This is a genomic window from Streptomyces sp. NPDC014995 (genome assembly GCF_043080745.1).
Taxonomy (GTDB): Bacteria; Actinomycetota; Actinomycetes; order Streptomycetales; family Streptomycetaceae; genus Streptomyces.
This window is the reverse complement of the sequence record NZ_JBIBVX010000005.1, coordinates 211,297-224,798: the sequence shown is the minus strand read 5'-3', so window position 1 is coordinate 224,798 and position 13,502 is coordinate 211,297. Positions and strand designations below refer to the sequence as shown.

Here is a 13,502-nt window from a genome sequence, read left to right as displayed (position 1 = left end):
CAACACGGCCGGCGGGTCGCGTATTCCGCGCCCCTACCCGTGTGGCCACCCCGCACACCACCCAGCAGACTGACCCCATGACGGAAACGGAAACCATCGCGTACGACGTCGTGGTGCTCGGGGCCGGGCCCGTGGGGGAGAACGTCGCCGACCGCACCCGCGCGGCCGGTCTCACCACCGCGGTCGTGGAGAGCGAACTGGTCGGCGGCGAGTGCTCGTACTGGGCCTGCATGCCCAGCAAGGCGCTGCTGCGCCCGGTCATCGCCCGCGCCGACGCCCGCCGCCTGCCCGGCCTGCGCCAGGCGGTGCGAGGACCCCTGGACGCCGCCGCGGTCCTCGCCCACCGCAACCACTACACCTCCGACTGGCACGACGACGGCCAGGTCGGCTGGCTGGAGGGCATCGGCGCCGACCTGTACCGCGGCCACGGCCGCCTGGCCGGTCCCCGCACCGTGACCGTGGGCGACACGGTCCTGACCGCCCGGCACGCCGTCGCCGTGTGCACCGGCTCCCGGGCCGTCCTGCCCGACCTGCCGGGTCTGGCCGAGGTCGGGCCGTGGACGAGCCGCGAGGCGACGAGCGCGCAGTCCGTCCCCGGCCGGCTCGTCGTGGTCGGCGGGGGAGTGGTCGCCACCGAGATGGCCACCGCCTGGCAGGCACTCGGCGCACGGGTCACCGTCCTCGTCCGCGGCAAGGGCCTGCTCAACCGCATGGAGCCGTTCGCCGGGGAACTGGTCGCCGAGGCGCTCACCGAGGCCGGCGCGCAGGTGCGGACGGGCACGTCGGTGGAGTCGGTGACCCGCTCGGACGGCACCGTCGTGGTGGTCACCGACGGCGGCGACCGCATCGAGGCCGACGAGATCCTCTTCGCCACCGGCCGCGCCCCGCGCACCGACGACATCGGCCTCGACACGGTCGGTCTCGAACCGGGCTCCTGGCTCACCGTCGACGACAGCCTGCGCGTCACCGGCACCGAGTGGCTGTACGCGGTCGGCGACGTCAACCACCGCGCCCTCCTCACCCACCAGGGCAAGTACCAGGCCCGGATCGCGGGCGCCGCCATCGCGGCCCGCGCCTCGCACGCGGCGCCCCTGGACTCCGACCCGTGGGGCGCCCACGCCGCCACGGCGGACCGGCACGCCGTCCCGCAGGTCGTCTTCACCGACCCCGAGGCGGCCGCCGTCGGCCTCTCCCTGGCGGAGGCGGAACAGGCCGGCCACCGGGTCCGGGCCGTCGACGTCGACCTGTCCTCCGTGGCCGGGGCGGGCCTGTACGCCGACGGTTACAAGGGCCGCGCCCGCATGGTCGTCGACCTGGAGGAGGAGATCCTGCGCGGCGTCACCTTCGTCGGCCCGGGCGTCGGCGAACTCATCCACTCGGCGACCGTCGCCGTCGCGGGACGGGTCCCGGTCGCCCGGCTGTGGCACGCGGTCCCGTCCTACCCGACTATCAGCGAGGTGTGGCTGCGGCTGCTGGAGGCGTTCCGGGACAACTGACCCGTTTCTCAGGGCAGTTCGAAGCCCAGCGCGTGCGCCGCCTGGTCCGGCGTCGGCTGCGCCCAGCGCTCCGCCACGACCTGGTTGGCGGAGAGCGAGCGCAGTTCCGCCCGGTCCAGGTAGAGCATGCCGTCGAGGTGGTCCGTCTCGTGCTGGACGATCCGGGCCGGCCACCCGGTGAACACCTCGTCCAGCGGGCGGCCGTGCTCGTCCTCGCCCGTCAGCCGCACCTCGGCGTGCCGGGCCACCACCGCCTGCCAGCCCGGCACGCTCAGGCAGCCCTCGAAGAACGCGGCACGGGCGCCGCCGGCGGGCTCGTACGACGGGTTGACCAGCACCCGGAACGGCTGCGGCACCCGGCCCCGGGCCACCCGGACCTCCTCCGGCACCGGCGCCGGGTCCTCGATCACCGCGATCCGCAGGGCGACGCCGACCTGCGGGGCGGCCAGACCGACGCCCGGCGCCGCGCGCATGGTGACGCGCAGGGCCTCGACGAAGCGGGCCAGCAGCGCGGGCGCGAGCTGACCGTCGTAGCGCTCGGTGCCGGCGCGCAGGACCGGGTCGCCGGCCGCGACGACGGGCAGCGGGCCGCCGGGGGCGAGGAGTTCCTCGATCCGCTCGTCAAGGGGAGCGCGGGGACTGGGAGATGCCATCGGGCCAGGATGCCACGGCGGCCCGACCGCCCTCGGATTTCCGTGTGACACACGCCACTTGGGCGGGCGGGAACCCGGCGGGATCCCGCTCCGACTACTGGACCGTCACGGCTGAAGAGCTGACGCACCGTCCCCACATACCCGGGAGAAGCCCGCCGATGTCCACCGCCCCCTCGACCACCACGGACGAGGCCCCGCACCCCGCGGCGCCCGCGGCGAAGTCCCGCGGTCCGTGGGCTGCGCTGCGCCCCCTGGTGCTGCGCCTGCACTTCTACGCCGGCGTGCTCGTCGCTCCCTTCCTGCTCGTCGCCGCCGTCACCGGTCTGCTGTACGCGGCCTCGTTCCCGGCCGAGAAGGTCCTCTACGCGCACGAACTGACCGTGCCGGCCGGCGACACCAGGCTGCCGGTGTCCGAGCAGGTGGCCGCCGCCCGCGCGGCGTACCCCGAGGGCACGGTCACGGCCGTACGGCCCTCCCCGTCCGACGACGCCACCACCCGCGTCCTGCTGTCCGGCGTCACAGGCGTCGACGCCACCCACAGCTTCGCCGTGTTCGTCGACCCGTACACCGCCGACATCCGCGGCGGCCTGGAGCAGTACGGGGCCACCGGCGCGCTGCCGCTGCGGACCTGGATCGACGAGTTCCACCGCGACCTGCACCTCGGCGAGAACGGCCGTCTCTACAGCGAACTCGCCGCGAGCTGGCTGTGGGTGATCGCGGGCGGTGGCGTGGTCCTGTGGTTCTCCCGCCGCCGCGCCCTGCGCAAGGTCCGTGGCACCGGCGGGCGGCGCCGCACGCTCGGCCTGCACGGCACGGTCGGCGTGTGGGCCGCGGCCGGGTTCTTCTTCCTGTCGGCGACCGGCCTGACCTGGTCGCAGTACGCGGGCGCCGGCATCGACGAGCTGCGCACCTCCCTCGGCGGCTCCACCCCGTCGATCTCGGCGGCCGCGAGCGGCGGCGACCACGCCGGTCACGACACGACCTCCGCCGCCGGCGGCACGGGCGAGCACGGCGTCGGCCTCGACAGGGTCCTGGCCGCCGCCCGGGCCGAGGGCCTCGGCGATCCGGTGGAGATCGTGCCGCCCGCGGACGCCGAGTCGGCGTACGTCGTCAAGCAGGTGCAGCGCGGCTGGCCCACGAAGCAGGACGCGGTCGCGGTCGACCCGGCCACCGCGGAGGTCACCGACGTGCTGCGGTTCGAGGACTACCCGGTGCTCGCCAAACTGACCCGCTGGGGCATCGACCTGCACACCGGGGTCCTGTTCGGCCTGGTCAACCAGATCGCCCTGATGCTGCTCGCGCTCGCGCTGATCCTTCTGATCGTCTGGGGCTACCGCATGTGGTGGCAGCGCGGCCGTGGCTCCGCCTTCGGCCGGCCGGTCCCGCGCGGCGCGTGGGCGCAGGTCCCGCCGTACGTCCTCGTCCCGCTGGTGGCGGCGATCGCCGTCCTCGGCTACTTCGTGCCGCTCCTCGGCATCCCCCTCGCCGGGTTCCTCGTCGTGGACGTCGTCCTCGGGGAGATCGCGCACCGGCGGGGGCGGCGGGCCTCCGCCTGAGCCGCGCGTACGGGAGCGGCCCGGCGGTGATGTCCACCGCCGGGCCGCTCCTCGTTCCGTCAGTCCTCCGGGAAGTCGCCCGCCAGCGCGGAGGCGAGGCGCAGGTGCGGTCCCGCCTCCTCGTGCCGTCCCTGCCGCTCCAGGGTGCGGCCCAGCATCAGCCGGGCGTAGTGCTCCACCGGGTCGCGCTCGACGATGACCCGCAACTCGTCCTCCGCGCGGCGCAGTTGAGCCGAGTGGTAGTAGGCGCGGGCCAGCAGCAGCCGCGGTCCGGTCTGCTCCGGCACCTCCTCGACCAGCCCGGCCAGGACCCGCGCCGCGGCGGTGTAGTCGCGCGCCGCGAAGAACAGCTGCGCCCGCTCCCAGCGCTCGGCCGGCGTTCCGTGGGAGTAGTACGCGGTGTCGTACGCCGCCTCGTATGTCATGTCCACTCGTGACCTCCTTCGAGGCCGACAACCGGAGTCAGTGGTTGAATATTCCACTACCCGGCTCGGTGCCGCGGGTCTGCGCCGCGAGATGCCGGGCGGCGGTCGTCGCCGACGGCCCCCTGGACCTGGACGCCCTCGTCGGCCAGGTCACCGGGGCGCTCAAGACCGACCCGCCGACGTCCGCGTCACGGTCGGGGATCCGCTCGACAAGGGGCTGCTGTCGGCCGACGGGCCGCTGCTGCGGCTCACGGAGACGGGACGCGAGCTGATCGCCGCGGTCGCCGCCGGGACGGGCGAGATCTCTCGCCCGCATCCACGCCGGTATCCCCGATGACCTGGCCGCCGGGAGCCGCGTGCCGGCCCCGGTCCCCCGGACCCGCCACCCCGTTGTCCTACCGCACCCGGCCGCGCGGCTTGAGGGGTGTCGTGGGCAGCTCGGGCGCGGGCAGGGGGGCGCCGTCGTAGCCGTGCACCTCGCCGAAGCGGGTGCCCGTCATCCAGTCCTGGCGGGCCTGCTCGATCTCCGCCTGGCTGCGGCCGACGAAGTTCCACCACATGACGAGCTCCTCGGCGAAGGGCTCGCCGCCGAGCAGCATCAGTCCCGCGTCGGACTCCGCCCGCAGGGGCAGTTCGGAGCGGCCGCAGCCGAGGTAGAGCATCGAGCCCGGCAGGACGGGCACGCCGTCCACGTGCACTTCGCCGGACATCGACAGCACGCCGTACTCGAAGTCGGGGACGAGCGGCAGCCGCACGTCGGCGCCCCGGGCGAGTGCGAGGTCGGCGCCGACGACCGGGGTGTACGCCGTGCCGGGCGAGGTCGCGCCGTCGAGGTCGCCGAGGACCACGGTGGCGGTGAGGCCGGGAGCCGTGACCGTGGGCAGCACGGCGTGGTGTTCGAAGCGGGGCTCGGTGTGCCGGTGGGCGTCCGGCAGCGCGACCCAGAGCTGGGCGCCGTGCAGAGAGGGGGCGTGTGCCTTCGGGCTCTCCTCGGAGTGGCTGATCGCGCGCCCCGACGTCATCAGCCCCAGCTCGCGCGGGCGGATGGTCTGGAGGCTGCCGGTGGAGTCGCGGTGCAGCACCTCGCCCTCGTGCAGCCAGCTGACGGTCTGCAGCCCCATGTGGGGGTGCGGCGGGACCTGCATGCCGGGCTCGTCGGCGATGTCGTCGGGGCCGTAGTGGTCGACGAAGGCCCAGGCGCCGATCATGCGCCGGCCGAGGTTCGGCAGCAGTCGGCGCACCTCGGTCGACTCCCCGAGCCGGACGTGCCGGGGGCTCAGCAGCTCACGGACGGGCTCGGCGACGACGAATCCGCGGCCGCCGCACACGCTGGGTACGGGGGCGCGGTCAAGGTTGCTCATGCCGCACAACCTAGCGCTTCACCGGTCGGTCAGCGTGGCGTCCAGTTCCCTGCTGGCCCGGACGAGCTCCCGGTCCGGTTCGTCGAGCAGGTGGCGCAGGACACCGCGCTGGGCGCGGACGGCGCGGCGGGCCTCACGCTCCCATTCGACGTAGTTCTCGCGGCGGCGCAGCAGCTTCGGGTAGGCGGCGGCCGTGGTCTCCCACTGGCGGGCGTCGGCGATGCTCTTCAGCAGGTGCAGGATCTGGACGCGGCAGGTGACCTGCGGAAGCCGGACGAGCTCCCAGAGGAAGGGCACCGTCGCCGCCGTCGCCTGGCCAACGACGAAGCCGTACTGGCAGATGCGCCGACGCAGTTGGTCGAGCGCGGAGCCGGCCGCCTCGGCGTCACCCCGGGCGACGGCGGTCAGCAGGAAGGGGATGGCCGCGGCGCAGCCGGTCGAGTCCTTGATCTCGGGCCAGGGCACGTGTCCGAGGTCCTTGAGCGGTGCGGGTCTCTTCGTGGGAGTCATCTTCAGGTGTGGGGACGGGTCGGCAGCATGGCCCAGACGGTCTTGCCCACGGGGGGCCGGCGGGTCCAGCCCCAGTGCTCCGAGAGGGTGTCGACGATGTGCAGTCCGCGGCCGTGCTCCAGCAGGGGATCGGCGGTGTGCGGGTAGACGGGCGGCTCGTCGCTCGGATCGGTGACGGCGCACACCAGGTGGGAGCGGCGCAGGGTGAGCCTGAGCCGTACGTCGGCGTCGTCGGGGGGCAGGTCCGGCAGGGCGTGCAGCACGGCGTTGGCGGCGAGTTCGGTGACGACGGTGAGCGCGTCGTCGGTGCAGTGGTCCAGGGACCAGCCGTCGAGGGTGCGGTGGGTGAAGTCCCGCGCCTCGGCGAAGCCCTCCCTGCTGCCGGTCAGGTGCAGTGTGGCGGTTCTGGCCGAGTCGAGGACGGACTCGGGACTCCGGAACTGCGCAGGTGATGACACGGGGCATCTCCCTGAGGCGACGTCAGGACGGGCCGCCAGAAGTGCGGTTGACGACACGGTTATTATCCACGCTGACGAGGTCCTCGTGCAATTTCACGGGAAATTGCGCGTACGAGCGAGGAGAGTGCCGTGCCGTCAGTTCCGGAGTCTGTGCCGAACGGAGTGCGGGCGAGCGCGCTGGGCGTCCGCTGGATCAAGAGCAGTCACAGCAACGCCGAGGGCAACTGTGTCGAGATGGCCGTGCTGGAGGGGGGAGTCGTCGCGATGCGCAACTCCCGCGATCCCGACGGGCCGGCCCTGGTCTACACGCCGGCGGAGGTGGCCGCGTTCGTCGCCGGCGCGAAGGGCGGGGAGTTCGACCACCTGCTGTAGGGCGGACGCCCGCCGTACGGCGGCGACCTGCTGCACGGAGGCCTCCCGCCGTACGGTCACGACCTGCTGTAGGGGCATGCGTGCGGGCTCAATTCGGGTGCTCCGTGCGGCCGGAGGCCTTCGGATGCGATAATGCGGTCTGTCGTCTGCCGGTCAACGGGGAGTCAGGATGTCTGCCGAGTCGCCTCGCGTTTCCCGCCTCGAACCGTATCTGAACCGGGCCGAACCCGCCCCGACCTTGCTGAAAATGCTGGTCGGCGTGCAGTTGGCGGGCATGCGGGAGGACGCCGGCCTCTCCCAGGAGCAGGCCGCCCGGGCCCTCGGGTTCAGCCCGGCGAAGCTGTCACGGATCGAGGCGGGCAAGGGACGCCGTCCGCCCGCGGAGGCGGACGTCCGCGCGCTCCTGGACCGGTACGGGGCCGACGAGTACGAGGCGTCCGTGCTGCTGCAGTTGCTGCGGCGCGCGGGAGAGCCCGGCTGGTGGCAGCGGTACGACAAGCGGCTGATGCCGGAGTGGTTCGACCGCCTGGTCGGACTGCAGGAGGCGGCCACGGCGATCCGTACCTTCGAGATCCAGTACGTCCCGGGCTTGTTGCAGATCCCGGCGTACACGCGTGCCGTGGTGGAGCGCGGGCTGCCGACGGCGTCGGCCCGGGAGGTCGAGCGCCGGGTGGAGCTGCGGACGCGGCGCTGTGAGCTGCTCGAGCGGCCCGACGCCCCGCAGGTGTGGGCGATCGTCGACGAGTCGGTGCTGCTGCGCGTCCTGGGCGGCCGCGAGGTGATGCGCGAGCAGCTCGTCCACCTCATGAGGCTGGCCCGGCTGCCCCATGTCACGCTCCAGATCGTGCCGTTGGACGTGACGCACGCGTCCGCGCCCGCGATTCCCGTGACCTACCTGCGGTTCGGCGGCTCCGATCTGCCCGACGTCGTCTACCTCGAGCAGATCAGGAGCGCCACCTTCCTGGAGGACCGGGACGAGACGGAGGAGTACCGGGTCACGCTGGACCGGCTGGCCGACGAGGCCCTCAACCCACGTGAGTCGTTCGACCTGTTGGAGGAGACCCTGGAGCGGCGCTACCCCGCTCCCTGACCCCCGCTGGGCGCCGCGCCGGTCAGCGCAGGCGGCCCACTCCGCCGAACTCGATCCACTCCTGGGTGAGCTGGCGGGGCACCACCTCGTTGTCCGGCCGCCAGGTGGAGACCTCCACCAGCCCCGGCTCGAGGATCTCCAGGCCCTCGAACAGCGCGGCGACGTCCTTCTCCTGGCGCACCCGGCCCCAGTGCCCCTGGGTGGCCTGGGCCATGAAGTCGGTGACGAACTCCCGCACCTTCGCGTCCTCGCTGACCAGCTGGCACATCACCACGCAGCTGCCCGGCGCCAGGCGATCGACCACGCGGCGGACCACCGCCGGGGGGCCGTCGGTCTCGCTGTCGGGGATGCAGTGGAAGACCGAGTTGAACAGCACCGCCACCGGCTGCGAGAAGTCGATCAGACGCTCGGTGTCGGGGTGCGTGAAGATGGCCTCGGTCTCGCGCATGTCCGCGTGGATGACGGTGGTGCGCTCGTCCTGCTCGAGCAGGGCCCGGCCGTGCACGAGCACCATCGGGTCGTTGTCGACGTAGACGACGTGCGCGCTCGGGTCGATGCGCTGGGCGACCTGGTGCACGTTGTCCTGCGTGGGCAGACCGGATCCGTGGTCGAGGAACTGCCGGATGCCGTACTCCTGCGTCAGCGTCCTGACGACCCGCTGAAGGAAGCGCCGGTTGTTCAGGGCGAGGGCGCGGGTGCTCGGGACGACCTTGTCGAGCTCCTCGCAGGCCGCGCGGTCCGCCGCGTAGTTGTCCTTGCCGCCCAGGTAGTGGTCGTACATGCGCGCGGCCGTCGGAACCGTGGCATCGATCTTCGTGGACAGCTGGTTGCCAGGCTGCATCTCTTCCCCCAGTCCCGGGTCGCGCCAGGGGCGGCGCGGTCGGCAACCCATCCTAGGGACACGGCAATTGGCGATGCCACCCCTTGATCGCCGGTTCCCCTGAAGGCGGGACGCGGGGAGTCCGGCGTTTCGTCTGCCGGGACCACCTGGCTGGACTATTTGTCCAATGATTGGATTCGTGGTCTAATCGAGGTCGTCGGGATCGCTTCCCGTCGAGTACGTCCGGACACGGGAGGGCGGATGGCGGCCGAGGACCCACGGGAAGCCGAGCGGGACGCGGTCCTGCGGGCGCTCGCCCCCGTCGTCGACGGGATCGCGGCCACCTTCGGGCCGGTGTGCGAGGTGGTGCTGCACGACTACCGGCGGCCGGAGAACTCCGTGGTCGCCGTCGCCGGGTCGGTGACCGGGCGGACGGTGGGCGGGGCGATGAGTGAGATCGGGATGCGCGTGCTCGCGCGCGGCGACGAGGCCACCGACGAGCTGAACTACGTCACCCGTACCGGCACCGGCCGGCTGGTGAAGTCGTCGACGATGGTGCTGCGCGACTCCGCGGGCGCGGTGTTCGGCGCCCTGTGCGTCAATGTGGACGTCACCGAGGTCGGCCGGGTGCAGAGCCTGCTCACCGCGCTCGCCGGGGGCGGCGCGCCGCCCGCGGACACGCCGGTGACCACCTTCGGCGACGACATCGACTCCGTCGTCGACGCCCTCCTCGACACGCATCTGGACCAGACCTGGGGCGGACTCGACCGCGCCCGGCGCCTGGCGCTCTTCCGCGGCCTGGACGAACGCGGCGTGTTCGCCGTGCGCCGCGCGATCGAGCAGGTCGCCGCCCGTCTCGGCATCTCCCGGGCCTCCGCGTACAGCTACCTGTCCCAGGCACGGGCGGCAGGCCCGGCCGACCACCACGACACCGGGCACGACACCTCCGGGCACGACATCTCCGGGCACGACACCTCCGAGGGAGCACACCCGTGACGACCACACCGCCGCCGATCACCCCGGACGACGTCCATGACGCGGCCGCCCGCCTCAAGGGCGTCGCCCACCGCACCCCCGTGCTCCACTCCCGCACCCTCGACGCGCTCGTCGGCGCGGAAACCCTGCTGAAGTGCGAGAACTTCCAGCGCGTCGGCGCCTTCAAGTTCCGCGGCGCCTACAACGCCGCCTCCCGGCTGACCCCCGAGCAGCTCGCCCGGGGCATCGCCGCCTACTCCTCCGGCAATCACGCCCAGGCCGTCGCCCTCGCCGCCCGCGAGCTCGGCACCACCGCGGTGATCGTCATGCCCGAGGACGCGCCGCGCTCCAAGCGCGCGGCGACCGAGGCGTACGGCGCCGAGATCGTGACGTACGACCGCTACGCCGGTGACCGGGTGGCCCTTGCCGAGGCGCTGGCCGCCGAGCGGGGCCTGACCCTGATCCCGCCCTACGAGCACCCGCACGTCATGGCGGGCCAGGGCACCGCGGCTCTCGAACTCCTGGAGGAGGTGGGGGAGGTGGGCGCCCTGCTGACCCCGGTCGGCGGTGGCGGGCTGATCGCGGGCAGCGCGACGGTCGCGAAGGGGCTGTACGAGGGGATCCGCGTCGTCGGCGTCGAACCGGAGGCCGGGGACGACACCAGGCGCTCGCTGGCGGCGGGCCGGCGCGTGAGCATCCCGGTGCCGCGCACGATCGCCGACGGCCAGGCCCTGCACACGCCCGGTGAACTGACCTTCTCGGTGAACCGGCGGCTCGTCGACGCGATCGCCCTGGTCTCCGACGACGAGATCCGCGCGGCGATGCGGTTCGCCTTCGAGCGTCTGAAGATCGTCGTCGAGCCGAGCGGCGCCACCCCGCTGGCCGCCCTGCTCTCCGGTCGGGTCCGCGATCTGCCGCCTCGTGTCGGCGTGATCATCTCCGGCGGAAACATCGACGCGGACCGGTTCGCACGGCTCTGCGGCGACGGCGACTGAGGACCCGATCACCCGAATGGCGGCCCCTGGGATGCGGGCGGACGATGGGGGTGTGGGGTCCGGCCGCCACCGGAGGCGCCAGGCCGGCGGGGAGACCGGGCCGGGCCGCGGTGACCCGCGGCCGGAAGGGAGGAGCGTCATGCTGGAAGTGAAGACGCTCGACAAGCCGGACGAGCGGCGCGATTTCCCACGTGGTCACCTCGAGGCCGTCCACATGACCGGGCTGGACTTCGCCGTGGCGACCTTCGAGCCCGGGTGGCGCTGGTCCGAGTCCGTGGCGCCGATCGCGGGAACCGAGAGCTGCCAGGTCCACCACAACGGCTACATCGTCCAGGGCCGCCTGCACATCCGCATGGACGAGGGCGGCGAGAGCGAAGTCGGCCCCGGCGACGTGTTCGTGTGCCCGCCCGGCCACGACGCCTGGGTCGTGGGCGACGAGCAGGTCGTGGCCTACGACTTCGCGGGGCAGATGGCCAAGGAGTACGCGAAGTCCGAGTGAGACCGGCCCGGGGGAGAGCGGAGACCGTCAGACCGGCAGCAACCCGCCCACCAGCGCGCCGAGCTGGTGGGCGTTGCGGCACTCGTGCATCGACACCAGCTCGGCGTAGTCGTACGCCGCGGAGTCGCCCGTGCCCCACTGCGGGCGCGGCTCCGGGTTCAGCCAGTGGACGCGGCGGGCCCGCCCGGCGATCTCCCGGAGGGCCGCCGGGTTGGGGTCGCTCATGTTCGTACGGGCGTCGCCGAGTACGAAGACCGTCGTGCGCGGGCCGACCGCGCCGGCGTACCGCTGGGCGAACTCGCCCAGGGCCACGCCGTAGTCGCTGCTGCCGTGCCAGCCGGTCAGGGTCGCCTCGGCGCGGATGCGGGCGCCGAGGCCCTCCGGGTCGGCCGCGCCGTGGTCGAGAAGGCCGGTGACCTCGTCGATCCGGTTGACGAAGGCGAAGACGCGCACCTTGGCGAACTGGTCGTGCAGCGCCTGCACCAGCAGCATCGTGAAGTCGGAGAAGCCGGACACCGAGCCCGACACGTCGCACAGCAGCACCAGTTCCGGCCGCGCCGGGCGACGGCGGCGCAGCACGGGCCGCATCGGCACCCCACCCGTCGACAGGGAGCCGCGCAGGGTGCGCCGCAGGTCGATCGTGCCCCGCGAGGCCCGGCGTCGCCGCGCGGCCAGCCGGGTGGCCAGCTTGCGCGCCAACGGCTGCACCGTCCGCCGGAGTTCGGCCAGCCGGTCCTTCCCCGCGTACAGGAAGTCGACCCGGTCGGCGGTCGGCGCCACCGCCCGCCGGGCGATCTCGTCCCGTCCGCGCCGCTCCGCCACCCGCCGCCGCGCCTCGGCGGCGACCAGTGCCCGGAAGGCGTCGATACGCCGCCGGATCTCGTCCTCCAGCAGCCGGCCGGCGAAGCCGTCACCGCCGCCGCGCCGCCGGACGTCGTCCCGCACCCGCGCCAACAGCGTCTGCGGACGCAGCCGTTCGAGCGTCTGGTACGACGACCAGCCGTCCGATCCCGGGGAACTGCCGTAGCCGCCCAGCCCGTCGACCGCCTCCACCGCCAACCGGGCCAGCAGCGCCTCGTCGTCGGCGGCGAGCGCGTCGGCGAGCCGGTCGCGCAGGCCGTCCCGGTCACCCGCTTCCGCCTCGGGCGCGCCGACGCCGCGCGGGAAGTACAGGTCGAAGACGGCGTCGAACAGCCGCCGCTGGTCCGTCCCGCGCAGCAGCGTCGCGGCCAGTCCCTCCCGCAGCAGCACCCGGTCCGCGAACCCCAGCGCGGCCACCGCCTCGGCCGCGTCCACCGTCTCACCGGTGCCGATGCGGACGCCGTGCGCGCGCAGCGCGGCGACGAACCCGGTGAGCCGGGCCGCGGCGTCCGCGTCCGACGGGGCCGTCATACGGCGTCCAGGTCGAGCTTCGCGGCCGCCCTCAGCACGTCGTCCTGATGCTTGAGGATCACCCCCAGGGTGTCGCGGACCAGGGCCTCGTCGAGGGTGCCGGCGCCCAGGGCGAGCAGCGTGCGCGCCCAGTCCACGGTCTCGGCGACGGAGGGCGCCTTGCGCAGGTCCATCGCGCGCAGCGCGCCCACCACCCGGACGACCGACTCGGTGAGCGCCGCGTCGATGCCGGGCACCTTCAGCCGGACGATCCGGCGCTCCAGCTCCTCCTCGGGGAAGCCGATGTGGAGGAAGAGGCAGCGGCGGCGCAGGGCCTCCGACAGCTCACGGCCGGCGTTGGACGTCAGGACGACGAAGGGGCGGCGGGTCGCGGCGATCGTGCCCAGCTCCGGGACGGTCACCTGGAAGTCGCTGAGCACCTCCAGGAGCAGGCCCTCCATCTCGACGTCGGCCTTGTCGGTCTCGTCGATCAGCAGCACCGTCGGCTCGTCGCCGCGGATCGCGGTCAGCAGGGGCCGCGGGAGCAGGAACTCCTCGCTGAAGATGTCCGTGCGCGTCTCGTCCCAGCTCTCGTCGCGGCCCGCGCTGATGCGCAGCAACTGCTTGGCGTGGTTCCACTCGTACAGCGCCCGGGACTCGTCGACGCCCTCGTAGCACTGCAGGCGCACCAGCCGGGCTCCCGCCACCTGCGCGACGGCCTTGGCGAGTTCGGTCTTGCCGACCCCGGCCGGGCCCTCCACGAGGAGCGGCTTGCCCAGCCGGTCGGCGAGGAAGACGGTGGTGGCGACGGCGGCGGAGGCGAGGTAGCCGGTCTCGGCGAGACGCGCGGAGACATCGTCGACGGACGTGAACAACGGGGCCTCCCGGGGCGGGGCGCGGGCTGGGGCGACAGGTGGCGCG

Annotated in this window: 15 protein-coding genes; 7 read left to right on the top strand and 8 right to left on the bottom strand. The window is 73.5% G+C overall.

The features are described 5' to 3' along the window. The first annotated feature begins 77 nt into the window (after positions 1–77). Positions 78–1,496, top strand: a complete 1,419-nt coding sequence (locus ACF1A1_RS12750; RefSeq protein ID WP_391999341.1) for a dihydrolipoyl dehydrogenase family protein — start codon at positions 78–80, stop codon at positions 1,494–1,496. 8 nt (positions 1,497–1,504) lie between these two features. Here ACF1A1_RS12750 and ACF1A1_RS12745 read toward each other — a convergent pair whose 3' ends face one another. Next, positions 1,505–2,149, bottom strand: a complete 645-nt coding sequence (locus ACF1A1_RS12745) for a peptide deformylase (protein ID WP_391999340.1) — start codon at positions 2,147–2,149, stop codon at positions 1,505–1,507. A gap of 158 nt (positions 2,150–2,307) precedes the next feature. Here ACF1A1_RS12745 and ACF1A1_RS12740 point away from each other — a divergent pair, with 158 nt between their 5' ends. Next, the gene (locus ACF1A1_RS12740; RefSeq protein ID WP_391999339.1) at positions 2,308–3,705 is read left to right on the top strand and encodes a PepSY-associated TM helix domain-containing protein; all 1,398 of its coding nucleotides are present in this window, start codon (positions 2,308–2,310) and stop codon (positions 3,703–3,705) included. A 59-nt stretch (positions 3,706–3,764) separates the two neighbouring features. Here ACF1A1_RS12740 and ACF1A1_RS12735 read toward each other — a convergent pair whose 3' ends face one another. From ACF1A1_RS12735 to ACF1A1_RS12720, 4 genes are all read right to left on the bottom strand, one after another. Continuing rightward, positions 3,765–4,130 carry a tetratricopeptide repeat protein gene (locus ACF1A1_RS12735; RefSeq protein WP_391999629.1) on the bottom strand — a complete coding sequence of 122 codons (366 nt, stop codon included), beginning with the start codon at positions 4,128–4,130 and terminating at the stop codon, positions 3,765–3,767. 395 nt (positions 4,131–4,525) lie between these two features. Next, positions 4,526–5,491 carry a pirin family protein gene (locus ACF1A1_RS12730; RefSeq protein WP_391999338.1) on the bottom strand — a complete coding sequence of 322 codons (966 nt, stop codon included), beginning with the start codon at positions 5,489–5,491 and terminating at the stop codon, positions 4,526–4,528. 18 nt (positions 5,492–5,509) lie between these two features. After that, on the bottom strand, positions 5,510–6,001 hold the full coding sequence (locus ACF1A1_RS12725; RefSeq protein ID WP_391999337.1) for a hypothetical protein: 492 nt from the start codon (positions 5,999–6,001) through the stop codon (positions 5,510–5,512). Positions 6,002–6,003: 2 nt separating this feature from the next. Next, the gene (locus ACF1A1_RS12720) at positions 6,004–6,459 is read right to left on the bottom strand and encodes an ATP-binding protein (RefSeq protein WP_391999335.1); all 456 of its coding nucleotides are present in this window, start codon (positions 6,457–6,459) and stop codon (positions 6,004–6,006) included. A 150-nt stretch (positions 6,460–6,609) separates the two neighbouring features. Here ACF1A1_RS12720 and ACF1A1_RS12715 point away from each other — a divergent pair, with 150 nt between their 5' ends. Further along, entirely contained in the window at positions 6,610–6,831 is a 222-nt protein-coding gene (locus tag ACF1A1_RS12715) for a DUF397 domain-containing protein (protein WP_391999627.1), read from the top strand. 169 nt (positions 6,832–7,000) lie between these two features. Continuing rightward, a complete protein-coding gene (locus tag ACF1A1_RS12710) occupies positions 7,001–7,921 on the top strand; it encodes a helix-turn-helix domain-containing protein (protein ID WP_391999333.1) in 921 nt (306 codons plus the stop codon). 22 nt (positions 7,922–7,943) lie between these two features. Here ACF1A1_RS12710 and ACF1A1_RS12705 read toward each other — a convergent pair whose 3' ends face one another. Then, on the bottom strand, positions 7,944–8,762 hold the full coding sequence (locus ACF1A1_RS12705) for an SAM-dependent methyltransferase (RefSeq protein ID WP_391999332.1): 819 nt from the start codon (positions 8,760–8,762) through the stop codon (positions 7,944–7,946). A gap of 240 nt (positions 8,763–9,002) precedes the next feature. On the opposite strand from ACF1A1_RS12705, the gene ACF1A1_RS12700 reads away from it, so the two are divergent. The 3 genes from ACF1A1_RS12700 (at position 9,003) to ACF1A1_RS12690 (ending at position 11,210) form a co-directional block, all read left to right on the top strand. Beyond that, positions 9,003–9,737, top strand: a complete 735-nt coding sequence (locus ACF1A1_RS12700; RefSeq protein ID WP_391999331.1) for a transcriptional regulator — start codon at positions 9,003–9,005, stop codon at positions 9,735–9,737. Then, positions 9,734–10,711: a pyridoxal-phosphate dependent enzyme gene (locus ACF1A1_RS12695; protein WP_391999329.1), complete on the top strand. Its 978-nt coding sequence runs from the start codon at positions 9,734–9,736 to the stop codon at positions 10,709–10,711. Before ACF1A1_RS12700 ends, ACF1A1_RS12695 begins: the two co-directional genes overlap by 4 nt. Before the next feature lie 139 nt (positions 10,712–10,850). Continuing rightward, on the top strand, positions 10,851–11,210 hold the full coding sequence (locus ACF1A1_RS12690; protein ID WP_391999328.1) for a cupin domain-containing protein: 360 nt from the start codon (positions 10,851–10,853) through the stop codon (positions 11,208–11,210). Positions 11,211–11,237: 27 nt separating this feature from the next. On the opposite strand, the gene ACF1A1_RS12685 is transcribed toward ACF1A1_RS12690, so the two are convergent. Together ACF1A1_RS12685 and ACF1A1_RS12680 are read right to left on the bottom strand one after the other, a co-directional pair. Then, positions 11,238–12,602, bottom strand: coding sequence for a VWA domain-containing protein (locus tag ACF1A1_RS12685; RefSeq protein ID WP_391999326.1), 1,365 nt, complete (start codon positions 12,600–12,602; stop codon positions 11,238–11,240). Next, positions 12,599–13,456: an AAA family ATPase gene (locus tag ACF1A1_RS12680; RefSeq protein ID WP_391999324.1), complete on the bottom strand. Its 858-nt coding sequence runs from the start codon at positions 13,454–13,456 to the stop codon at positions 12,599–12,601. Before ACF1A1_RS12680 ends, ACF1A1_RS12685 begins: the two co-directional genes overlap by 4 nt. Between the last annotated feature and the right edge of the window lie 46 nt (positions 13,457–13,502).